The sequence below is a fragment of the Streptococcus cuniculipharyngis genome, from assembly GCF_007859195.1.
GTDB classification, from domain to species: domain Bacteria; phylum Bacillota; class Bacilli; order Lactobacillales; family Streptococcaceae; genus Streptococcus; species Streptococcus cuniculipharyngis.
Genome location: NZ_VOHL01000008.1, coordinates 16,504 through 39,169 on the forward strand (window position 1 = coordinate 16,504; position 22,666 = coordinate 39,169).

The following is a 22,666-nucleotide window of genomic DNA, read 5'->3' on the forward strand; positions in this document are numbered from 1 at the left end:
TTTACTCTCTCATTATACCAAAAAATCTCTTAAATCGCACTCTTCAATGCCCAGTTTTTGAAACTTTCCATAAAATGTTCCAAAACTTGACGGTTTTGTAAATCCGTCAAAGGGTAAACAAAGGTTTCTTGGGGGCGATCAACTTGTTTTTGTAGCACAAAGATGGATTTGGCATTGCTTGGATGGCCAAAAATCTGCTCTGGCAGGGTCACCACGGCTAGGACACTAGCTTCATTTTTTAGCCAAGACTTGAGTAAGTCACTTTGCGGACTGGTTAAGAGATTGACTGGTGCCAAAAAAATCGCCAAACCATCGGATGTCAAATATTTGAGGGATTGTTCCATCAAGAGGTGGTGGGCATAGGTGTGTTCATCTTTGGCTGCCACCTGATAACGCTGGGCAATCTCGTCATTGGGATAATAGCCTACTGGTAAATCACTAACAATCACATCACTGGCCTTAATCAGCTGAGGACGGACCGCATCTTCTTGCACAAAACTAAGCTCTGCTCCCATGACATCAGCAATACTGGCTGATAAATCAATCAACAAATCATCAACTTCCACCCCCATATAATCCAGTTGCTTACTGCTATTATTTAGAAGGGTTTGGGCTAGGTTACCCGTTCCACTACCAATCTCTAAAATGCTCAGCTCTGCCTTTGTGCTTAAACTTTCCAAAATAAACAAGAGAATAAAACCAATACTATCTGGCGTAAACTGGTGGTTAATTTGTAAGGTTTCTGTTTGGTTGGCCTTGATAAAGAGAAATTGGAAGGCTCGCCGCCATTCTTCCTTGCTGAGGGCTAGTTGGGACAGTTGGCGGTTGTTTTTGGCGACTAGCTCATTGGCCACTTGGCCACTCAAGTAATAGGCATTTTGCTCAATCAAAGCATCATAAAAGTGCGTCTGCAAATCATTCTGCAAGGTCTGGGTATTTTCTAACATCAGCTCATAGGCACGTTCAATTTTTTCAAAATTCATGGCTTCCTCCCCTTCTATTATAACAAATCCGACAAGACCGTCAAACCTCTCTCCCCTTAATCAAAAAGGCAACTAGGTTACTGGTGAATCGAAAAAAGACTGGCTCACACCAGTCATTGTAGGTCCTTAGGCAATAAATTGGCGAATCGCTTCCTCTGACAGTGATGAATCGCAAACAACCTTAACCTGACCTGATTTAGCCACCAAGAGAGCAGGAACGGTCTTCATCTGATAGCGGTCCCGCAAGGCTGTAATGGCCACTTGATCTGCCAACTGATCGCTTTGGATAAAGGAGACGCTCAAAGCATCTTCCTGAGCCACTCTAGCTAATTTAGGTGCAAAGCGTTGGCAATAGGGACAGGTTGCCCGTCCAACAAAGAGAAGCAAATCTTGACCCGCAGCTAATTTTTCCTCTACTGCTTGAGGGCTGGTTTGGTCAAATTGAGCAACAATTTCTTCAAAGGTCATTTTTTCTCTCCTTTTTCTTTAGTTACGGTCATCATACCCTTTTGGATGGCTAGAATGCCAAGCCCAGGCTGAGGCGATAATTTTCTTAATATCATCAAATTCTGGTTTCCAACCAAGTACTTCACGAGCCTTACTTGATTCTGCAATCAGGGTATCCGGATCTCCAGGACGACGTTCCGCCATCTCAGCAGGAATCGCATGACCTGTTACTTGACGGGCAGCCTCCAAAATCTCTAAATTTGAAAATCCAGTAGATGAGCCCAAGTTGAAGGCTGTTGAAGCATGGCCAGCTCGAAGATAGTCAACCGCCAAAATATGAGCATCTGCCAAATCAAATGGATGCACATAGTCACGGACATTCGTACCATCTGGTGTCTCGTAGTCATCTCCAAAAATCATAATTTTATCGCGAGAGCCTTGAGCAACCTGCAAAACAATTGGCAAGAGATGGGTCTCTGGTCCATGGTCTTCTCCAATGCTACCATCTGGTTTGGCTCCTGCTACATTAAAGTAACGTAGGGCGACAAACTTAATTCCATAAGCCTGATCTGACCATTTCATGATTGTTTCCATCATCAACTTACTTTCACCGTAAGGATTGATTGGTCGCTGAGGTGTCGTCTCCTTAATTGGCAATTCTTCCGGGAGACCATAGGTTGCCGCTGTTGATGAAAAGACGATATTTTTCACCCCATACTCATTCATAACCTCTAATAAATTAACCATTCCGGATGTGTTATTATCAAAATATTTAAGCGGATTTTCCATGGACTCTGCTACCAAAGAGTAAGCCGCAAAATGAATAACCGCATCAACATCTGGATTTTCCGCAAAGACTTTTCCCATAAAGGCCTTATCTGCTAAATCACCCTCATAAAAAATGGCATCTGGATGGACAGCTGCACGGTGACCTGTCACAAGATTGTCAACAACGACAACTTTTTCCTTGCCCGCTTCGATCAACCGATCAACCATATGTGAGCCGATATAGCCGGCTCCACCTAAAACAAGAACTGTCATTTTTTCTCCTCCATGTCTTCATTATCGTTATCATTATAACTTTTTCAGACAATTTTTTCAATTGACAAAGCCGGTCTTACTTTTTAACCCTCAGAAAACGACATAAGCCAGTCACTAAAAACAAGGCAACAAAAATAATCGTGATGGTTGCACTGGCCGGTGTTTCCCAAAAGTAGGAAGCAAAAACACCACCAACCATGCCAATAAATCCAATCACAATGGCTAGAAGGATAACGCTACGGAAACTACGACCCAAGCGCATGGCTATGCTAGCAGGTAGGACCATGATAGTAGATACCAGCAAGGCACCTGCTGCTGGAATCATGAGCGAAATAGCAATCCCTGTGATGACATTAAACAGTAAAGACATCAAACGCACAGGGAGCCCGTCAACAAAAGCGGTATCTTCATCAAAGGTCAACAGGTACATGGGACGAATAAATAAAAAAGTCAAAACAAGAATAAGAATTGCCATCAGAAATAGCCCCCAGACCTGGCCTGTACTAATGGTAATAATGGAGCCAAATAAATATTGATCCAAACTGAGAGAAGAGCCTGCTTCAATTTTACTCATGATCATCAGGGAAATAGCCAGGCCCAAGGACATCAAGATAGCGGTAGCAATTTCCATATGATGCTGGTAAACAGTACGCAGGTATTCCAAAAATAGGGCAGCCAAGACTACCACAAACAAGGTAGAAAAGGTTGGAGAAAGTCCTAAGGCTAGCCCTAGAGCTACCCCCGCCAAAGAAACGTGACTAAGGGTATCGCTCATCAGACTCTGACTACGGAGAATCAAAAATATTCCTAAAATCGGGGCAAACAGGCTAATCGCAATGACTGCCAATAAGGCCCTTTGCATAAATCCATAAGATAACAACTCAATCAACTGAACTCACCTCCCCATCTGCCTCATGCACATTAAAACACCGCCAAGGCAACTGTTGATTACGGACCAAATGAATATTACGGTCAGCATAGGCCTTAACCTCATCTGGATCATGAGTGATCATGAGGACTGATTTCCCATGTTGATGAGCATTATGGTGCATGAGGTCATAAAAGGTTTTAATCGTTCCAGCATCCATTCCTGTGGTTGGCTCATCCAAAATAAAAACATCTGGATCAGAGGCAAAGAGTCTGGCAATAACCACTCGCTGCTTCTGCCCTCCGGATAGGCTACCAATAGATTTCTGCCTGTTATCCCACATGCCGACAGATTCCAAGCTTGCTTGAACATGCTCATCATCGTGCTGATCTAGCTGTTTGAGCCAGCCCTTCCTTGGATACCGGCCCGACCGGACAAATTCCTCAACCGTACTTGGAAAACCCGCATTAAAACTAGCAATTTGCTGAGGAAGATAGGCTAGACGAAGCTTTTTACCCGCTATATTCTCCTTAGCAATCGTCACTCGGCCACTCTTAGGCCGTAAAATCCCTAAAGTTGCCTTAATTAGGGTTGATTTAGCCGCCCCATTTTCTCCCGTTAAGGTGACAAATTCTCCACTGTCCAAATGGTAGTGAATTCCCTCCAAAACAGGTTCATTATCATACTGATAGGATAAATTTTCTACTGTTAAATAACGCATCAATCCACCTCCAAGCGTTGGGTAAATGCTTGCACAAATCGCTCCAAAACTGCTTGCTCTTCTGAAGAAAATCGCTGCAAAATTGCTTGATAAACCTGCAAGGTTTGCAGATGATGTTGAGCATGTTCCTGAGCAATCGGCAGAGCCTTAGTTGTCAAAACCAACTGGCTTCTACGGGCATCTTCGGGATGCTTTCGACGACTCAATAAGTCCTGATCTTCTAAATTTTTAATCGCCTTGGTTATGGCCGGCTGACTAACACGAAGACGCTTGGCCAAGTCTGAATTGGTCAAATCCTCCTCAGCCAAGAGCATCAAAATATGCTCCTGTGTATTGGTCAGCTCAAAACCACTCTGGCAGGAACCGATTAAGAGCTCCTGCTGATTCTCAGCTTTTAGAATCACTGCTTTAACTAGAGCATCAATTTGCTTTGCTAGCATAATAAACCACCTCATTTTCTTAACCAGTTAATTATAACGTAAAAAAAAAGAGATTTCAAGCCTCACCTACCAATTACCGCCAGCTAATAAAACTAGCCAACATTTGAGGGATTAGACTTGATAACTCCTTGCTAAGATAGGACTCTAACCTTATACACTTCTCGACAAAATCCTTTCATGCTATTAACCACCCTATCCGCCCGCTTTTCATTGGCACAAAGGGCAAAAACAGTCGGACCACTGCCTGTCATCAGGGCAATATCTGCTCCTGCCTTCATCATCTTGTCCTTGACTTTCTGAATAAAGGGATGCTTGCTAATACTGATATCCTCTAAAGAATTTCCCATATAAGCAAGAGCTTGGGGATAATCATTGGCCAACAAGGCTGCTGCTAGACGAGTAATATCCACACGCTGAATGGTATGGGGATCGATTTCCTTGAAAATTGTCCGCGTTGAAATGCCAAAATGGGGCTTAACCAGAACTGCCCAAGAGGACAAGTCCACCGCCAAAGGCTCAACCACTTCACCCTTACCAGTCACTAAGGAGCACCCTGCTTCGATACAATAGGGGACATCACTGCCAATTTCAAAGCCTATGTTACGCAAATGCTCCTGACTTAGCCCCAGCTGCCACAACTGATTTAATCCCCTTAGGGTAGCTGCCGCATCTGTCGACCCCCCACCTAGACCGGCACAAATGGGAATTTTCTTTTCGAGATGGATTTTTACCCCACGTTTAATCCCATACTTCTCCCTTAGTAAACAGACTGACTTGTACACGTCATTACGTTCATTCAAGGGCATGCGACAGTTGTTTGATTCTAAGATAATCTCGTCACCAGGCCAATCGGTTAAGGTAACATAGTCATTCAAATCCACGCTCACCATAATCATAGCGAGGTCATGGTATCCATCTGGCCGCCGCCCTAAAATATCCAAGCCTAAATTGATTTTTGCTGGGGCTTTTTCTATAATTTCCATCCTTTACCTTCTATCCCATTGACAAATTGCCGGCCCATGGCAGAAATTGTTTCCAAACAGATGAATAAAACAGAAGTAAAAATCAGTTACTTCTGTTTTCATCTTAGTCAGTTACAAAACGAGTTAACAACCCATTGATAAAGCGTGCCGATTGGTCATCTGCATATTTTTTAGCAATTTCGATGGCTTCATTTAACGCTACACGAGCTGGCGTATCATCCACATAGGTCATTTCATAAAGCCCCAATCGTAGGATAACCTTATCCGTTAGACTCAACCGTTCCAAGGACCAACCGGTTTTTAAATGTTGAGCAATAAGCTGGTCTAGGTCTGCTTGATTATCCTTGACACCCGACACTAGGTTAAGGATAAAAGCAGGGGTGTCTAAAACCTGATCATCGGCTAAATCCTTATCATAAACATAGGCAAACTGCGTCAATGACAAGAAATCCCCACCAAACTCCATGGCAAACAAGGCTTGAAAGGCACGCTCACGCAAATCTCGTCTGGAATTGTCAAATCGTTTAGTCATTCAGGAAATCCTCATCAAACAAAGACTTCATGTCTGGTTTAGGCGTTTTCTCCGGAACAATCCCAACCACATGAACATTAACAGCTGCCACGGTCACCTCAGCCATATCATAAATGGCTGACTTAACCGCCTGTTGGATAGCCACAGAAACAGTTGGAACATTGACACCATACTGTAGATGAACGTAGAGATCTACATTTAGGGACCCATCCTCTTGCGTCTCTAAATATACCCCTTTGCCAAGTGTTTTCTTGCTCAAGGTATCTGCCATTTTTTTGTTGTGTAAGGAATGAACACCTTCTACCTTGGTCGCTGCAATGCCCGTAATGACTTCCAAGACACGCGGTGAGATGATGATATCACCAATGGTTTCTTTTGTCATAACATTATCCTTTCATTCTGAACAAGGATTGAAGTAACCTTCAATCCTTAGCGATTAAGCACGAGACACATAAGTTCCTTCAGCCGTATTGATAATCAATTTTTGACCTGCTTCAATAAAGTCTGGCACGTTGACCACTAGGCCTGTCTCCATGGTCGCTGGTTTACCAGATCCAGTGACTGTCGCTCCTTTAATTGATGGCTGTGTTTCTGCCACAGTTAATTCAACTGTTGTTGGTACTGTCACACCGATAACTTCTGTTCCGTAAAACTGGATTTTTACATCTGAATTTTCCAAGATGTAAAGTAATTCATTTTCAACGTTTGCTACTGGAATTTCGTATTGGTCATAGCTTTCTGTATCCATGAAGTAAGCTGTGTCATCCATTTTGTAAAGGTATTGAGCTGGGCGAGTTTCAATAATAGCTTGCTCAAATTTTTCCTCTGGACGGTAGCTGGTATCAAAAGTTGACCCTGTACGCACATCGCGCAACTTCATCCGCATGATGGTATTTCCCTTACCTGGTTTATGGTGACTTGCTTCCAAAACCTTAATCAATTTACCATCTGCTGTTTCAAAGGTCATTCCAGCCTTTAGTTTACTTGCTTCAATCATGTCTTTACCTCTTCACTAAATTATTATCACTTCATTTTATCATAAAATGAGCTAGAACTCAAATGGTTTGGTAAAAATCCCCGAGCTGAGCGCTAGCAAATGCCCAATAGGCAGGCTAGAACTAACCCTAATTTGAACACCGGCAGATGCTTTTAACACTTAGTGTCATTCTCTTGAGTAAAGCTTCCTAATCCCCTATGTGATTAGAGAGCTTCACCAATTAATCCTCTTTTTGCTGCTCTCTTTGCTTTTGGCGAGCCTGAGCCTTGCGAATCTGACGATCTAGCTCCAAGCTGATGGCTGGTTCTGGTGCAAAATGCTGATGCCAATCAGCTGGCTTGAGAATTTTTCCCGTCGCAGGATCAAAATGCGCCTTACCATCTGGGAAAACCTTACCCATATTTGCCTCATGAACACTGTCAAAAATCGGCTTGGGATCAACCCCCATCAGAGTGAAAGAGCCATAACTAAAATAAAGAAGATCTGCCAAAGCATCTACCTGGCCGAGCAAGGCATCCTTACTTGGAGGGGTTTGCTTTACTTTAGCAACAGCCTGGTCCAAAGCCCGGTGGAGACTGGCTATGCTTTGCTCAAAATCTGCTGAGCTTGTTTGACTCGCATAAAGAAATTCAACCAACTCCTCAATCTTAAAATTAGCCCGATGACTGGCCTGAATGGGATCAAAGGCCTGTGGAATATCTTGGAGACGACCATCCATTAACTCATGGAAATCTCTGACCTTATTAAAATTATCATCACTACTGCTGAAATTGATGTCATTTTCTAGATGAATCAGGCCATAGTGGGCTAGGGCTTTGGCTATACCATCTTGATTATTACTACTGGTTGTGTAAGCGGCTGCTTTTTTGGCCTCCTCCGTCCCATTTCCCATGGCGACACCAATCCCTACTCCTGCCAGCATTTCAAGGTCATTATCCGAATCGCCAAAGGCCATCACTTCTTGAACATCAAAACCAAAATACCTACCAACTCGGCGAATACCAGCCAACTTAGACATATTCTTAGCAATCAAATCAGCCGAATAAGGACTACTTCTGGTAATGGTCAGTTGAGGAAATTTCTCCCTAAGTACCTGAGTTTCCTCCTTGGTTGCGACCAAGACAACTTGATAAATCGGTTTTTGAACAATGGTTAATAGGTTACTATGATTCTGTGGCTTAATCCGGCGAACCACATGTTTAAAACTCCTTTGAACTGTTCGTGCCCATTCTTTAGGAATAAGCCGACTAACCAGTTGACCAAAACGGCTAGTTCCCATATTGATGATATTGGATCCAACCAGACCTGTCTCGGTTCCCAAAGAAATTTCTCGCCTTTTGTTTGACGCATATTTGATGACACGATAAAGGTCTTTTTTACTGAGGGCATTGGCATAAATCACCTGATCCCGTGTGAAAATGTATTGACCGTTGTAGCTAACAGCAAAATCTAACTCTAGATTTTCCATAAAACGGTTAATAAAACTTGGTCCTCGTCCAGTAGCCACTCCAACCAGAATTCCCTGCTGGTGCAACTCTTTGATTGCTTTTTGTGTTGATTTTTGAACGGATTTTATGTCATTTAACAAGGTTCCATCAATATCAAAACACACTGCCTTAATCGCCATCTAACACCTTCCTCCAACTGACTTGTCTTTAACTTTACACCACAAATATGATACAATAATCATATCACATTTTAAGATTGAAAGAAAAGATTATGAAAAAAATTCTTGTATTACATACCGGAGGGACCATTTCCATGCAAACGGATCAAGCAGGAAAGGTACGCCCAGATAAGGTAAATCCCATGAACCAGGTTAACATCGAAGGCAGCGAACTAGCCCTTGAGGTGATGGACGTATTTAATTTGCCTAGCCCCCATATGCGGCCTGACCATATGCTCAGGCTTTACCACCTCATTCAAGAAAAAGCTGAGCACGTTCAGGGCGTAGTCATTACTCATGGGACCGATACGCTGGAAGAAACGGCCTATTTTTTGGACACCATGGACCTGCCGCCCATCCCAGTTGTTCTGACAGGGGCCATGCGATCGTCTAATGACCTAGGCAGCGACGGAATCTATAACTATCGATCAGCCCTACGAGTAGCTAGCCATGACAAGGCGGCTGACAAGGGGGTTTTAGTGGTCATGAATGATGAGATTCATGCTGCTAAATATGTTACCAAGACTCATACCACCAACGTTTCGACCTTTCAGACACCAACCCACGGTCCACTTGGCATTATCATGAAACACGATCTACTCTTTTTCCAAACAGCCGAGCCTCGTGTTCGTTTTGACCTCAAGCAAGTTGCAGGAACAGTTCCCATCATCAAGGCTTATGCTGGTATGGGAGACAGCATTATCAGTCTGCTAACCCCTGATAACATTGATGGAATCGTCATTGAAGCCCTCGGTGCAGGAAATCTACCACCTGATGCCCTACCTGCCCTCAAACAACTCATCAATCAAGGCATTCCAGTCGTTTTGGTTTCTCGTTGTTTTAATGGCATTGCTGAACCAGTCTATGCCTATGAGGGAGGCGGTGTTGACTTGACTCAAATGGGCGTCATGTTTGTCAAGGAACTCAACGCTCCCAAGGCCCGTCTGAAACTACTCATCGCCCTCAATGCAGGCCTGACCGGAATCGCCTTAAAAGATTATATTGAAGGATAAGAAAGCCTCTCGTGCCGATAGCACCAGAGGTTTTTTCTCATCTAACAAGCAAAACAAACAATAAAACTCAAAAAAGAGTTAGCTTTTTCCTGTTCTAGCAAGTGAAACAGGCAAATCATCCTTGCCCTAGTCAAATGCTTGTTCTTGTTTGAGGTATTGACCTAGCATCTGGTAGTCGGGACTTGCTTGCCAATCTGCTTGGGCCAAAATCTGACTGGCTACCTTTCTGGCTTCTTCCAAGATGGGGTAGTCTTCCACCATATCAGCCACCTTGAACTCGGGAATACCTGACTGACGAGTACCAAAAATCTCTCCCGATCCACGCATTTTCAAGTCAGCCTCGGCCAAGACAAAGCCATCTGTCGTTTCACACATAATCCTCATCCGTTCCTTGCCACTATCCGTCTTGGGGTTGGCGACCAAAATGGCATAAGATTGCTTAGACCCACGACCAACCCGCCCTCGTAGTTGATGGAGCTGGCTGAGCCCAAAACGATCTGCATCCATAATCACCATGATACTGGCATTGGGAACATTGACCCCCACCTCAATCACAGTTGTTGAGACTAAGATATCAATCTCATGTGCCTTGAAGGCCTGCATGACCTGATCCTTTTCCTCGGATTTCATGCGACCGTGCATGAGGGCAACCCGAGCCCGTGTCCCAAAAAATTCCTGTAAATCTTGGTAAAGGGCTTCTGCATTTTTCAAATCAAGGGCTTCTGACTCCTCAATCAAGGGCGAAATGATGTAAATCTGGGCTGATTTTGCCACTTCCTGATTCAACCAGTCCAGTACTTTTTCCAACTGCTCATGCTTGACCCAACGTGTGATAATGGGCTTACGCCCTGCCGGTAGCTGGTCAATGATTGAAACATCCATCTCGCCAAAGGCAGTAATCGCCAGCGTTCTTGGAATTGGCGTAGCTGTCATCATCAAGACATCAGGATTTTCTCCCTTTTCACGGAAAAGACGACGTTGCTTGACCCCAAAGCGGTGTTGTTCATCGGTGATCACCAAGCCCAAACGATGATAAGATACCGCTTCTTGAATCAAGGCATGGGTACCGACAATCATATTGACTGAACCATCAGCAATCCCAGTCAGAGCTGCTCTTTTATCAGCTGTTTTCATGCCGGAAGTTAATAACACCACGGTCAAATCTGGAAAAAGCTCTTTTAAGCTCCTATAATGCTGGTCGGCTAAAATTTCCGTGGGAACCATCAGGGCTGACTGATAACCTGCTGTATGACTGGCATACATGGCTAGACTGGCAATGACCGTTTTACCAGAACCGACATCCCCTTGCAAGAGGCGGTTCATGTGACGTCCTGATGCCATATCGGTCAAAATTTCCGTCAGACTTCTTCTCTGGGCCTGGGTTAGGGCAAAAGGTAAAGCAGACAAACGCTCTGCCAGCTTTTGCTCGTCATAAACAATAGGAGTTCCTGCCGTTTCTTTTTGATTGCTGGCTTTCAAGCTCTGCAATTGCAACTGAAAATAGAAAAACTCCTCAAATTTCAAGCGTCGCAAGGCCTGCTGGTAGGCTGCTAAATCTGTCGGGAAATGCATGGCCAAAACTGCAGACTGACGGTCTACGAGCCGATACTTCTCCAAAAGATACCGTGGTAAATTCTCCTCCAAGAGCTGGAGATAGCCACTATCAATCACCGTTTTGATGGCCTTGACCAAACTGGCCTGCGAGAGCCCCTTGGTCAGATGATAAACGGGTTGCAAATCATCCGCCAGCTGAGCTAGCACTTTAATCCCCGTTAGGCTAGCTTTTTTGCTATCCCACTTTCCAAAAATGGCGACTTCCTGCCCTAAGGCAATCTTATCCTGCCAATAGGGCTGGTTAAAAAAATGCACGTTGACAACAGCCTCAGCCTGTTTGATTTTGAAACTGAGGCGATTACGCTTAAAACCATAATACTGAACCGTGGCTGGTGTGACCACGGTCCCCAGCACAACTGCCTTTTCACCGTCCATCAAGTCTGCCACTTGCCGACTCTTAAAATCGTCATAGCGAAAAGGGTAATAGCAGAGCAAATCTTCAACGGTTCTAATCTCCAATTTGTGAAATTTTTCCGCTGATTTGGGGCCCAGCCCCTTCAAACATGCCAAATCATCTTGTAACCTCATGGCCTTGTCCTACCGATAAAATCTAGGCACGCGCCCACTAATCAAACACAGAATTTCATAATTTATGGTCCCTAAAAATTGAGCCAGGTCTGTTGCCGAAATGGCTTGTCCGCCATCTTGACCAAGAAGAGTAACGACGGTACCTAAAGGATAAGCTTTAGGCAAACGAATGGTCAACTGGTCCATGGAGACACGGCCAACAATTTCACAAAATTGCCCATCGACCAAGATGGAAAATCCCTGTAAACGGCGAAGCCAACCATCAGCATAACCGATAGGCACAGTCGCAATCACCTCGTCAGCCTGAGCAGTATAGGTAGCCCCATAACCAATCGTTTCACCCGCCGCCACCTGTTTAACTTGCACCAGTTGGCTTTCCAAGCGGAGAGCTGGGCGCAAGTCAAGCGGGAGAGGCAAGCTTGTCCCACTGGGATTTTGACCATAGATGGCCACACCTAGACGAACTGCATTAAAAACCCCTTCTGGGTGCCAAAGACTAGTCGCTGAATTGCTGGCATGAATGAGAGCAGGTTTATCATCAAGCTCTGCTAAAATCTGCTTGAAGCGAGCTAATTGCTCCTGAAACTTATCCTGACTGGCTTCATCGGCCGTCGCAAAATGGGTGAACAAGCCAACCACTTGAGCACCTTGCTGGGTTAAGACTTCCATGGCCTGATTGACTTGGCTAGCCTCTCGCATGCCGACACGCCCCATACCAGAGTCCACCTTAAGATGAACCTGCAAACCTGTCAAGTCCTGCCCTGTCAGCAAGACTTGCTCCAACCATTCCTGACTGGTAATGGTCACCATGACCTGATGGGCCATGGCAAGCCCGACATGGGCAGCCTCAATAACCCCCAAAATCAAGATTTGCCCCTTAATCCCAGCCTCTCGTAATTCCAAGGCCTCATCCAAGTTTGACACACACAACCCATCAACTTGCGACTCTAAGTGCTGGGCTACTGCTACCGCACCATGGCCATAAGCATCCGCTTTAACCACCGCCCAGGTTTTCACCCCCTGGGGCAACTCTTCTTTTATCATCTCAATATTAGCCGAAATGGCTGATAAATCAACTATTGCACGTGTTGGTCTATGTTTACTTGCAACCATTTTCTTCCTCCAAAATAACACTGGCCTGCACCAAATTCCCACTATGACTAATCGAGACAAAAATTTTGCCTGAAAACTTTGAACAGGTCATGACCGGTGCCCCCTTAGCATTGGATAAAACTTCAATATCTTGAAAAGTCAGCCGACCAATCCCTGTTCCCATAGCCTTGGCAAAGGCCTCCTTGGCTGCCCAACGACCTGACAGGTATTGGATTTGTCGCTTAGCTGGTAGTTCTTGAAAAACAGCCAACTCTGTCGCCGTTAAGACTCGACTGGCAAAGCTGGGGCGTTTGGTATAAGCATCTCTGACTGCCGAAATCTCCTGCAAGTCAATGCCATGTCCTACAATCATTATCATTCTCCAAGAAAAGAGCTAAGACGTGGCTTGCTCTTCTCTCTTATTTCTACTGATTTTAGAAACGTGCCCTACCGTGGCAGTTCTTAAATTTCTTGCCTGAGCCACATGGACAAGCATCATTACGTCGAACCCCTGAAAAATCATATTCTTCCAAGTGGTCAAAATCAATTTTCTGAGCTGCGATATTGCCTTGAGCTGTCGTGCGAGCATTTTGGGTCACGTGCTCACGCTCTTGCTCATGAATTTGTGCCTTCATCATGGTTCTAGTGACATCAAACTCAATGGTGCTAATCATGTCTTGGAACATACGGAAACCTTCTGATTGGTATTCCACAATCGGATTATTTTGCGCATAACCACGCAAGCCAACGGCACTACGCAACTGATCCAAGGCATCAATATGACTCGTCCATTTGTTGTCAACAACCATGAGAATCAAGACCTTTTGGAACTCAATAATCTTATCTTCATCTTTCAATTTAGATATTTGACGACTATAAACTTCCATGGCACGGTCATAGAGTTCCTCTTTTATTTCCTTGTAGCTCAAAGCTTCCAAATCAGAAACACTAATCGCATCTTCATCAACAAGATTGGCTTGAGCAAAGCTAACAATAGCTTCCAAAGCCTCTGCCTTGTCTAACCGACTGTGAGAATCCACCTGACGGTCAATGGTCCGTTGAATCATGGCCTTAATCTCTGGTCCCAAATCACGGATGGCTGTGATGACTTCATAACGGTCAGCATAAATAATCTCACGTTGCTCACGCATAACGTCATCATACTGTAAGACCTGTTTCCGTGAATCATAGTTATTTCCTTCGACACGTTTTTGGGCACTTTCCACCTGCTTAGTCAACAGACTAGACTTGATGACTGCATCTTCTTCATCCAAATTCATACGGTCCAAGAATGCCTTAATCCGTTCAGAACCAAAACGTTTCATCAAATCATCTTCCAGAGAAAGGTAGAATTGCGATTCTCCCTTATCCCCTTGACGACCAGCACGTCCACGCAACTGATTATCAATCCGACGACTCTCGTGACGCTCAGTCCCGATAACACAGAGACCACCCAAATCAAGCACGCCCTCACCCAATTTGATGTCAGTTCCACGTCCAGCCATGTTGGTCGCAATAGTCACCGCACCACGCTGACCAGCATTCATGATAATTTGAGCTTCTTTAAAGTGATTTTTAGCATTTAGGACTTCATGCGGAATACCTTCTTTAACCAGCATCTTAGACAGTAAATCACTGGTATCTACCGAAGCCGTTCCAACCAAGATGGGTTGGCCGGTTTGGTAACGTTCCTTGACATCTGCCACCACCGCGCGGAATTTCGCATTCAAGGTTGGGTATAACAAATCAGGATGGTCAATCCGTTGCACAGGACGGTTGGTTGGAATCGGAATAATCCGCATGTTGTAAATTTCACGAAATTCTTCTTCCTCAGTTTTACCTGTCCCCGTCATCCCTGCTAGTTTCTTGTACATGCGGAACATATTTTGGTAAGTGATTGACGCACTGGTCCGTGATTCTTCTTGAATCTTGACTCCTTCTTTAGCCTCAATGGCTTGGTGCAAACCGTCAGAGAAACGACGCCCTTCCATGGTACGCCCAGTAAATTGGTCAACAATTAGAATCTCACCTTCTTCACTAACCACATAATCCACATCTAAGGTCATGATGTAGTTGGCACGAAGAGCATTGTCAATATAGTGAGTTAGGGCAACATTTTCCAAATCATAAAGGTTTTCCAAATGGAAGTAGGCCTCAGCCTTGTCAATTCCTGAATCCTTCAAGCCAATCGTCTTAGTCGGCACGTCAATCGCATAATCTTCACGTACCAAGGTCTTAACAAACATATCCGCCCGAACATAGAGTTGATTAATATCTGAGCTTCCTGCCCCTGAAACAATCAAGGGAGTTCTGGCCTCGTCAATCAAGACCGAGTCAACCTCGTCAACCAAGGCAAAGTTTAACGGACGTTGCACCATGTCCTCGCGACGGGTCACCATGTTATCACGTAGGTAGTCAAAGCCAATCTCTGAGTTGGTTGAATAAGTGATGTCACAGTTATAAGCCTCACGTTTTTCAAGGGATGACTTAGCTGCTAGGTTAATCCCAACAGATAAGCCCAACCAGCTATAGACCTCACCCATCTCCATGGCGTCACGAGTTGCCAGGTATTCATTGACCGTGACAACGTGGACCCCTTCACCAGAAATAGCATTGAGGTAAACTGGCATGGTCGCCGTCAGGGTTTTTCCTTCACCCGTACGCATCTCAGGTACATCACCATGGTGGAGAACAATCCCCCCCATAATTTGCACCGTGTAAGGGAAGAGACCCAGCACGCGCTTGGCTGCCTCACGAACAACCGCAAAGGCTTCCGGTAAGAGGTCATCTAGGGTCTCCCCATACTGGTAACGTTTCTTAAATTCTTCTGTTTTAGCTTTCAAGGCCTCGTCTGACAAGGCTTCCATCTCATCAGCATATGACTCTACTTTTTTTGCAATTTTTCTTAATTTTTTCACTTCACCCTTGTCATTTTCAATCAGGGTACGCAGCATATTTGCCATTCTTTTTCCTCTCAATACGATACGTTATCATGTTATTATATCATGAAATGACATTCCATTCAAGAATAGATGAGCATCAATTAAAAGGCTTAGATGACACCCACCAAACAAGGAACATAGCTACCCTTTCGCTCCCGAATCTGCTATACTAGTTAAGACACGTACTCTTGAAAGGACAATCTATGAAACGATTTCTAGAAAAAACCAGCCTGCTGGCCTTGTCTAGCATGTTGGTATCAACTTTTGCAGTCACTCCTGCCCTACCACAAATGATCAAACATTTTGCCCAGCTAGGCATATCTGCCACACAGGTGGAAAACCTGATTACAATCACGTCTTTTGCCATCATGATTAGCCTCTTGCTCAATGGCTTAGTCGTCCGCTGGCTATCAGAACGGGCCATCATCGTAACTGGCTTGCTCCTCATGGCTATCGGTGGCTCTATGCCCCTGATTTTCTCTCAGTTTAGCTTGGTCTTTTTGGCAAGGATTTTGCTAGGGTTGGGGATTGGCCTGATTAACGCTCGGGCCATCAATATCATCAGTCATTTCTTTACAGGTAAGGAACGCTTGCAGATGATGGGCTTACGTGGCTCAGCTGAAGTGCTAGGCAGTGCCAGCCTAACTGGCCTGGTCGGCCTTTTGATTGGCTTTGGTTGGCAGGCTGCCTTTGCCGTTTACCTTTTTGCCCTGCTCATTCTCCTACTCTTTTTACTCTTTGTCCCCAAGGAAGGTCTAGAACATCAGGACAGCCAATCACTGGACCCCAATCAAGCAAGGCCAAAACTCAATAAAAAACTTTGGAAATTGGGGCTTTCCTTAGCCTTTCTTGCCTTTTTTGTCATCAATGTCAATACCTTTCTCATCATACGGATTCCCCAAATCATCATTGACAAGGGAATAGGGACAGCCCAGGAGGCCAGCTATATCCTTAGTCTCATGCAGCTGATGGGAATTTTAGCCGGCACCCTATTTAGTCAACTCTTCAGCCGGTTACAATCCTGGCTTCTGGTCCTAGCCTACACCTTTTTCGGCTTTTCTATTCTTGGCATTGCCCTTGCTGACAAGCTCTGGCTACTCGGGCTGACTGCCATGATTTCCGGCTTCTTCTACAGTATTATTCTAACCCTAGTCTTTAATCAGGCCAGCGACCGTATCCCCAGCTCTTTGCTCAATACCGTCATGACTATTGTCCTGATGGGCTGTAATATTGGCGGTGCTACTGCTGCTCTTGTGCCAACCTATTTAGAAACAATCAGCCCCATCATGGGAGCCTTCGGCCCTTATGCCTTTATGTGTGCCCTGATTAGTCTTTGGCTGATGATCAAACAAGTAAGAGGGAGCCAGAATGCGACTTGATAAATTTTTAGCGGACTGCGGTGTTGGCAGTCGAAAAGACATAAAAACTCTCTTAAAAAGCAAATTGGTCACGGTCAATGGACAGATCGAAACCAGTGCAAAATGCCAAATTGACGAAAAAAAAGACCAGATTAGTCTAGACGGACAAATTCTAAACCACGAAACTTTTGTTTACTACCTGCTCAATAAGCCGCCAGGCCTTATTTCAGCCACTGAGGATACTTACCATCCTACGGTCCTAGACCTCCTAGACCACGAGGCTCGTCATAAGAAAGTCTTTCCTGTCGGACGCTTGGATATTGACACCCACGGTCTTCTCCTTTTGACAAATAATGGCAAGCTGGCCCACGCCATGCTATCTCCTAAAAAACACGTTAATAAAGTCTACCAAGCTAAGATTGATGGCATCATGACCCCAGCAGATAGCCTCGCTTTTGCCCAAGGGATTGCCTTGAAGGACTTCACCTGTCAGCCAGCCCAATTAAGCATCCTAGCCACAGACGACCAGGAAAATCGCAGTGTGGTTCAGATTACCATTAAAGAAGGTAAATTCCATCAGGTCAAACGTATGGTACAGGCTTGCGGTAAACAAGTCATTGATTTACAACGCCTCAGCATGGGGCCTTTGCAGCTAGATCCCAACCTTGCCCTCGGTCAATATCGTCGGTTAACCCCCCAAGAGCTAGCCAGCTTAGAAATGTTTGGTGTCCCGCTTTAGCCCACAGAAAAACCTGCCTGAAGGCAGGTTTCTTTTTAGTCATTACTATGACTAACAATCAAGTCCAAGTGCCCCTCAAAACGCCAAGAGGTCACATCATTTGGGAGAATAAAATGGTCCCCCTTACTTAAAGGATAAGCTTTGTCAGCCAGCTGCAAGCTTCCCTGACCATCAATGACACTGACCAGATAATAAGGAGCCGCCTGACGAAAATCAGCCTGACCACTTAGCTGCCAGCGATAAACGGTAAAAAATTGATTACTAACCAAGAGACTCGTCGTCAAATCACCAACTCGCAAAGTGGCAGGATGGCTATTTTCCACAGGGCCATACGACATGACATCAATGGATTGCTTCAAGTGAAGTTCCCTCAATGTCCCCTGATTGTCTGGACGATCAAAATCATAAACGCGGTAGGTGGTGTCACTGGATTGTTGGGTTTCTAAAATTAAAATCCCCTGACCAATCGCATGCATGGTCCCACTAGGCACGTAAAAAAAATCGCCCTTTTTGACAGGAACTCTGGTCAACAGGTCATCCCACTGACCACTAGAAATCATCCCTTTCAGCTCTGTCTTGGTTTGAGCCGTATGACCGTAGATAATCTCCGCTCCCTCATCTGCCTCTAAGACATACCAACACTCCGTTTTGCCCAGCTCTCCCTCATGGGCCATGGCATAGGCATCATCAGGATGGACCTGAACACTGAGCCAATCATTGGCATCCAAAATCTTGGTCAATAAAGGGAAAGCCTTACTTTTAGGATAACCAAAGAGGGCTGGCTGACGCTGATAAAGGTCATCTAATCCCACTCCCTTAAATGCTCCATTACTCACCAGAGAAACCCCATTAGCATGGGCAGAAATCGCCCAATACTCACCTGTTTTATCACTGGGAATATCATAATTAAAAACTGTCTTTAATCGCTGACCGCCCCAAATCTTCTCATGCATGGTTCCCTGTAAAAATAATGGCTCTGTCATGTCCTCTACCTCCTCTATACTAACCCTCATTATACCATCTCAAAGCCCGTCAGAGCAAGCTATTATTTAAAGAGACCTGACAAGTACCGGGATTTTTGCTATAATAAATGCAAAAATAAGGAGATTGCTTATGAAAGTGATTAAGTTTGGGGGGAGTTCTTTAGCCAGTGCCTCACAGTTGGAAAAAGTTCTCAACATCGTCAAGGCTGACCCAGAGCGGCGTTTTGTTGTCGTTTCTGCTCCTGGTAAACGCCATGAAAATGATACCAAGGTGACAGATGCCTTGATTAGCTACTACCAAAAATACCGAAATCATCAGGATGTGACCGCAGAACAAGACTGGATTATTCAACGTTACCAAGACATCATTGACAGCCTGGGCTTAGGCTCTGCTATTTTCAATCAAATCAAACAGTCTTTCAAAGACTTAGCCAGCCTGCCCATTGTCGATAATGACTTTCTCTATGATACTTTCTTAGCCGCTGGCGAAGATAACAATGCCAAGCTGATTGCTGAATATTTTTGTCAAAATGGCCTGATGGCCCGCTATATCCATCCTAAAGCAGCAGGAATTATTGTTAGCAGTGAGCCACAGAATGCCCGCCTACTACCAGCAAGCTATGATAAATTAGAAGAACTGCGGCATGCTCGTGAGATTTTAGTTATTCCCGGTTTCTTTGGCGTTACTGAAGACAATCAGATTTGTACCTTCTCCCGTGGTGGTTCCGACATTACAGGATCGATTGTTGCGGCTGGTATCGGTGCTGATCTTTATGAAAACTTTACCGATGTTGACGGTATTTTTGTCGCCCATCCTGGTGTTGTCAATAACCCCTTGTCCATTTCCGAATTAACCTACAAGGAAATGCGAGAACTAGCCTATGCTGGCTTTTCCGTTCTCCATGACGAGGCCCTTATCCCTGCTTATCGTGGAAAAATTCCCATTGTCATCAAAAACACCAATAACCCTGACCACCCTGGCACAAAAATTGTCCTTGAACACCAAGAACAAACCCTGCCTGTTGTTGGTATTGCAGGGGATGATAAGTTTGTCAGCATCAATATGTCAAAATACCTGATGAACCGTGAAGTTGGGTTTGGCCGCAAGGTGCTTCAAATTTTGGAAGACCTTAACATTCGCTGGGAGCACATGCCCACAGGGATTGATGACCTCTCCATCGTCCTGCGTGAAAAAGAGCTAACCCCTATTAAAGAGCAGGAAATTCTCGCTTACCTAACCCAAACTCTCAAGGTTGATGAGGTGGACATTGAACGTAATCTCTCTGTCATTATGGTGGTTGGGGAAAACATGCGTAATCAAATCGGGGTCACTGCCAAGGTTACCAAGGCTCTTTCCGAAAAAAATATCAACTTAGAAATGATTTCACAAGGTTCTAGCGAAGTATCCATCATCTTTATCATCAAAACAGAGCAAGAAAAAGAGGCCATTCGTGCCCTCTACCACAACTTTTTTGAAAACAATTAAAAACTAGCAGATAAAAACTCTGCTAGTTTTTTTACACTAAGTTTGCCAACAAGTCTTCAACTTCTTCTGCCCCAAGATAATCGCCAGCCTCAAGGAAAACTGATTTGGCTTTAATGACATGATTCCTTGCTGCCTCTCTTTGCTCCAAGGCTAGATAAGTTTCTGCCAAGCCTCGGTAGGCACAGGCCTGAGCAACTAAATCATCACCTGTTAAGGCTGCCTCCAAAGACAAACACATCCAAGGCAAGGCTTCCGACGCCTGCTCCATTTTCAAACGTAAGTAGCCCTGTTCATAATGATTGACCGACCACTTCAGTTTGTCCTCAGAAAAATATTGTTCTAAACAGGCTGCTTCCTCTTCAATCAAAGCCAGAGCCTGAGCATAGTCAGCTTGTTCCCGATAAACCATGGCTAACTGATGAAGTCCTATGTGTTCTTGCTCCCTATCACCGACCTGTCTTGCCAAGTCCAGATAAGACTCAAATACAAACCGAGCAGACTCAATATCCCTATCCGCCAAGTAAAGATAACCTTTTAAATTTAAAAAACTAAAACTCTCCCCCAGCACCTCCTCTAGATCAAGCATCAAGCTTCTAGCTTGGTCAAGATCTCCAGCCACAAAATAGTCCCAAGCTTGGTTTAATCTTTCCTCTTCCATGTCTTTCCCTCCCTATTCAACTTATCTTCTAAATAGGAAAACTGGTCAATTTCCCTAAATATAAATCCTCTTCATCTTTTGTCAAGCCATCCACTTCCTTCAGTTTGATAAACAAGGCAGTTAAGAAATGGTAAACCCTTAATTTAGCCAAGTAAGTCCTATCATCATCTGCCTGTAAACCTACTTGTCCCAACCAATTCAACACGTCTTTTACTGGGAGTTTTTCTTGACAAACCAAGAGCTGAAATACACGAGCCAAACGCAACTCCTCTCCTGCCGTAAAAGGCTCTGGAAGTTTTTCTAAGGTTTACACTAAACACGTCCAGATATCCTGGTACATTTCTCTAGGAAAAGCCACATGCTGACTAGCAAACATGAGAAGATCAGCTCCATGAGCAAAGGCATGGACCCAACCGTAATCCCGATGATAGCCAGTCGTATCCCTTTCCCTTGCTAGATAAGTTGGAATCGCTTGAAACAGAAGCATTCTCTCCTCTGCTGATAACCCATTGTAAAAGCTGGACCTCTCACGAGAATCCTCGCTAAGCACTAGGGCTAATACGAGAGCGGTAAAACTCCGTGTCAGAGTGGCCTCACCCAACTCCTCAATCCGATAAAATAAGTATTGTTCTTCTAACAACTTCCTCGTTAAACACTGAAATTGACTCCTACTTATCCGTTCGCCCAAAATAGCCTGACAAAAACTTGCATAAACCAAATTATCCCTAATCTTAGGATTTTTATCTCCAATATGCTCCAATAACCACGATATTTCCTCATCGCTATAGCTATCTTCTAAATGCAATTTTTCTTGAAGTCTAGTTTCCATCGCTCAGCTCCTTCCGCTCCTTTTAGTTATCTTATTCTAACAATAAATCTTGATTAAGACAAGAAAGAGCAAAAAAGAAACCTTGACTAATCAAGATTTCTTTCATACTATACCGGCGGCCGGGGTCGAACCGGCACGTCCTTGCGGACACTGGATTTTGAGTCCAGCGCGTCTGCCAATTCCGCCACGCCGGCAAAGTATAACTGGGGTAGCTGGATTCGAACCAACGCATGAGGGAGTCAAAGTCCCTTGCCTTACCGCTTGGCGATACCCCAATATAAGATAGGCGAGTGATGGGAATCGAACCCACGAATGTCAGAGCCACAATCTGATGTGTTAACCACTTCACCACACCCGCCATATTCTTATAACACGGGCAGTAGGAATTGAACCCACACTGAAGGTTTTGGAGACCTTAGTTCTACCTTTAAACTATGCCCGTAGGATGGAAAGAGAGGGATTCGAACCCCCGAACCCGAAGGAGCGGATTTACAGTCCGCCGCGTTTAGCCTCTTCGCTATCTTTCCAAGATATTCAATTTATGGCGCGAGACGGAATCGAACCGCCGACACATGGAGCTTCAATCCATTGCTCTACCAACTGAGCTACCGAGCCAACTTTCTATTGCGGGAGCAGGATTTGAACCTACGACCTTCGGGTTATGAGCCCGACGAGCTACCTAGCTGCTCCATCCCGCGATATTAGTTAAGGAGGATGTGGGATTCGAACCCACGCACGCTTTTACA

23 protein-coding genes and 7 tRNA genes are annotated in these 22,666 nt (G+C 44.7%); 4 read left to right on the plus strand and 26 right to left on the minus strand.

Annotated features, from left to right (window positions below; all coding sequences use genetic code 11):
- Nucleotides 1-29: 29 nt before the first annotated feature.
- The 11 genes from FRX57_RS07080 to FRX57_RS07130 form a co-directional block, all read right to left on the minus strand.
- Complete coding sequence (locus tag FRX57_RS07080) at nucleotides 30-983, minus strand: class I SAM-dependent methyltransferase (protein ID WP_146568081.1); 954 nt, start codon at nucleotides 981-983, stop codon at nucleotides 30-32.
- Nucleotides 984-1,109: 126 nt separating this feature from the next.
- Complete coding sequence (locus tag FRX57_RS07085; protein ID WP_146568083.1) at nucleotides 1,110-1,451, minus strand: DUF6568 family protein; 342 nt, start codon at nucleotides 1,449-1,451, stop codon at nucleotides 1,110-1,112.
- A gap of 18 nt (nucleotides 1,452-1,469) precedes the next feature.
- Nucleotides 1,470-2,471, minus strand: a complete 1,002-nt coding sequence (gene galE, locus FRX57_RS07090; RefSeq protein ID WP_146568085.1) for a UDP-glucose 4-epimerase GalE — start codon at nucleotides 2,469-2,471, stop codon at nucleotides 1,470-1,472.
- Between the two features lie 76 nt (nucleotides 2,472-2,547).
- The gene (locus FRX57_RS07095) at nucleotides 2,548-3,333 is read right to left on the minus strand and encodes a metal ABC transporter permease (RefSeq protein WP_281287374.1); all 786 of its coding nucleotides are present in this window, start codon (nucleotides 3,331-3,333) and stop codon (nucleotides 2,548-2,550) included.
- Between the two features lie 19 nt (nucleotides 3,334-3,352).
- Nucleotides 3,353-4,060, minus strand: coding sequence for a metal ABC transporter ATP-binding protein (locus tag FRX57_RS07100; protein WP_146568089.1), 708 nt, complete (start codon nucleotides 4,058-4,060; stop codon nucleotides 3,353-3,355).
- Nucleotides 4,060-4,500, minus strand: a complete 441-nt coding sequence (locus FRX57_RS07105) for a zinc-dependent MarR family transcriptional regulator (RefSeq protein ID WP_246100974.1) — start codon at nucleotides 4,498-4,500, stop codon at nucleotides 4,060-4,062. Before FRX57_RS07105 ends, FRX57_RS07100 begins: the two co-directional genes overlap by 1 nt.
- Before the next feature lie 131 nt (nucleotides 4,501-4,631).
- Nucleotides 4,632-5,483: a 4-(cytidine 5'-diphospho)-2-C-methyl-D-erythritol kinase gene (gene ispE / locus FRX57_RS07110; RefSeq protein ID WP_146568093.1), complete on the minus strand. Its 852-nt coding sequence runs from the start codon at nucleotides 5,481-5,483 to the stop codon at nucleotides 4,632-4,634.
- A gap of 103 nt (nucleotides 5,484-5,586) precedes the next feature.
- Nucleotides 5,587-6,015 (minus strand): transcription antitermination factor NusB, encoded by a 429-nt coding sequence (gene nusB / locus FRX57_RS07115; RefSeq protein ID WP_146568095.1) that lies wholly within the window; start codon nucleotides 6,013-6,015, stop codon nucleotides 5,587-5,589.
- On the minus strand, nucleotides 6,008-6,397 hold the full coding sequence (locus FRX57_RS07120) for an Asp23/Gls24 family envelope stress response protein (protein ID WP_146568097.1): 390 nt from the start codon (nucleotides 6,395-6,397) through the stop codon (nucleotides 6,008-6,010). The genes nusB and FRX57_RS07120 overlap by 8 nt, the downstream gene beginning before the upstream one ends.
- 54 nt (nucleotides 6,398-6,451) lie before the next feature.
- Nucleotides 6,452-7,012 (minus strand): elongation factor P, encoded by a 561-nt coding sequence (gene efp / locus FRX57_RS07125; RefSeq protein WP_146568099.1) that lies wholly within the window; start codon nucleotides 7,010-7,012, stop codon nucleotides 6,452-6,454.
- A 220-nt stretch (nucleotides 7,013-7,232) separates the two neighbouring features.
- Nucleotides 7,233-8,639: a Cof-type HAD-IIB family hydrolase gene (locus FRX57_RS07130; protein ID WP_146568101.1), complete on the minus strand. Its 1,407-nt coding sequence runs from the start codon at nucleotides 8,637-8,639 to the stop codon at nucleotides 7,233-7,235.
- A 92-nt stretch (nucleotides 8,640-8,731) separates the two neighbouring features.
- Between FRX57_RS07130 and FRX57_RS07135 the strand changes: the two genes are divergently transcribed.
- Nucleotides 8,732-9,691: an asparaginase gene (locus tag FRX57_RS07135; protein ID WP_146568104.1), complete on the plus strand. Its 960-nt coding sequence runs from the start codon at nucleotides 8,732-8,734 to the stop codon at nucleotides 9,689-9,691.
- Between the two features lie 126 nt (nucleotides 9,692-9,817).
- On the opposite strand, the gene recG is transcribed toward FRX57_RS07135, so the two are convergent.
- The 4 genes from recG to secA form a co-directional block, all read right to left on the minus strand.
- Nucleotides 9,818-11,833 carry an ATP-dependent DNA helicase RecG gene (gene recG / locus FRX57_RS07140; protein ID WP_146568106.1) on the minus strand — a complete coding sequence of 672 codons (2,016 nt, stop codon included), beginning with the start codon at nucleotides 11,831-11,833 and terminating at the stop codon, nucleotides 9,818-9,820.
- Nucleotides 11,834-11,842: 9 nt separating this feature from the next.
- Nucleotides 11,843-12,946: an alanine racemase gene (gene alr, locus FRX57_RS07145; protein WP_146568108.1), complete on the minus strand. Its 1,104-nt coding sequence runs from the start codon at nucleotides 12,944-12,946 to the stop codon at nucleotides 11,843-11,845.
- Nucleotides 12,933-13,298, minus strand: coding sequence for a holo-ACP synthase (gene acpS, locus FRX57_RS07150; RefSeq protein WP_146568110.1), 366 nt, complete (start codon nucleotides 13,296-13,298; stop codon nucleotides 12,933-12,935). The genes alr and acpS overlap by 14 nt, the downstream gene beginning before the upstream one ends.
- 61 nt (nucleotides 13,299-13,359) lie before the next feature.
- A complete protein-coding gene (secA, locus tag FRX57_RS07155) occupies nucleotides 13,360-15,888 on the minus strand; it encodes a preprotein translocase subunit SecA (protein ID WP_146568112.1) in 2,529 nt (842 codons plus the stop codon).
- Between the two features lie 182 nt (nucleotides 15,889-16,070).
- Between secA and FRX57_RS07160 the strand changes: the two genes are divergently transcribed.
- Together FRX57_RS07160 and FRX57_RS07165 are read left to right on the plus strand one after the other, a co-directional pair.
- Complete coding sequence (locus tag FRX57_RS07160) at nucleotides 16,071-17,246, plus strand: MFS transporter (RefSeq protein ID WP_146568114.1); 1,176 nt, start codon at nucleotides 16,071-16,073, stop codon at nucleotides 17,244-17,246.
- Complete coding sequence (locus FRX57_RS07165; RefSeq protein ID WP_146568116.1) at nucleotides 17,236-17,964, plus strand: pseudouridine synthase; 729 nt, start codon at nucleotides 17,236-17,238, stop codon at nucleotides 17,962-17,964. Before FRX57_RS07160 ends, FRX57_RS07165 begins: the two co-directional genes overlap by 11 nt.
- A gap of 35 nt (nucleotides 17,965-17,999) precedes the next feature.
- Here the strand turns inward: FRX57_RS07165 and manA are convergent, their stop codons facing one another.
- Nucleotides 18,000-18,947, minus strand: coding sequence for a mannose-6-phosphate isomerase, class I (gene manA, locus FRX57_RS07170; protein ID WP_146568118.1), 948 nt, complete (start codon nucleotides 18,945-18,947; stop codon nucleotides 18,000-18,002).
- Nucleotides 18,948-19,077: 130 nt separating this feature from the next.
- Here manA and FRX57_RS07175 point away from each other — a divergent pair, with 130 nt between their 5' ends.
- Nucleotides 19,078-20,433 (plus strand): aspartate kinase, encoded by a 1,356-nt coding sequence (locus FRX57_RS07175; protein WP_146568121.1) that lies wholly within the window; start codon nucleotides 19,078-19,080, stop codon nucleotides 20,431-20,433.
- Nucleotides 20,434-20,464: 31 nt separating this feature from the next.
- On the opposite strand, the gene FRX57_RS07180 is transcribed toward FRX57_RS07175, so the two are convergent.
- The 10 genes from FRX57_RS07180 to FRX57_RS07225 form a co-directional block, all read right to left on the minus strand.
- Nucleotides 20,465-21,091, minus strand: a complete 627-nt coding sequence (locus FRX57_RS07180) for a tetratricopeptide repeat protein (RefSeq protein ID WP_146568123.1) — start codon at nucleotides 21,089-21,091, stop codon at nucleotides 20,465-20,467.
- A gap of 28 nt (nucleotides 21,092-21,119) precedes the next feature.
- Nucleotides 21,120-21,350: a hypothetical protein gene (locus FRX57_RS07185; protein ID WP_146568125.1), complete on the minus strand. Its 231-nt coding sequence runs from the start codon at nucleotides 21,348-21,350 to the stop codon at nucleotides 21,120-21,122.
- A gap of 48 nt (nucleotides 21,351-21,398) precedes the next feature.
- A complete protein-coding gene (locus FRX57_RS07190; protein WP_146568127.1) occupies nucleotides 21,399-21,920 on the minus strand; it encodes a DUF2785 domain-containing protein in 522 nt (173 codons plus the stop codon).
- A gap of 110 nt (nucleotides 21,921-22,030) precedes the next feature.
- Nucleotides 22,031-22,114 (minus strand) — tRNA-Leu (locus FRX57_RS07195).
- A 9-nt stretch (nucleotides 22,115-22,123) separates the two neighbouring features.
- A tRNA-Gln gene (locus tag FRX57_RS07200) sits at nucleotides 22,124-22,195 on the minus strand.
- A 10-nt stretch (nucleotides 22,196-22,205) separates the two neighbouring features.
- Nucleotides 22,206-22,278 (minus strand) — tRNA-His (locus tag FRX57_RS07205).
- 13 nt (nucleotides 22,279-22,291) lie between these two features.
- Nucleotides 22,292-22,362: transfer RNA gene (locus tag FRX57_RS07210), tRNA-Trp, on the minus strand.
- 4 nt (nucleotides 22,363-22,366) lie between these two features.
- Nucleotides 22,367-22,447, minus strand: a tRNA-Tyr gene (locus FRX57_RS07215).
- Between the two features lie 15 nt (nucleotides 22,448-22,462).
- A tRNA-Phe gene (locus tag FRX57_RS07220) sits at nucleotides 22,463-22,535 on the minus strand.
- 9 nt (nucleotides 22,536-22,544) lie between these two features.
- A tRNA-Met gene (locus FRX57_RS07225) sits at nucleotides 22,545-22,618 on the minus strand.
- Between the last annotated feature and the right edge of the window lie 48 nt (nucleotides 22,619-22,666).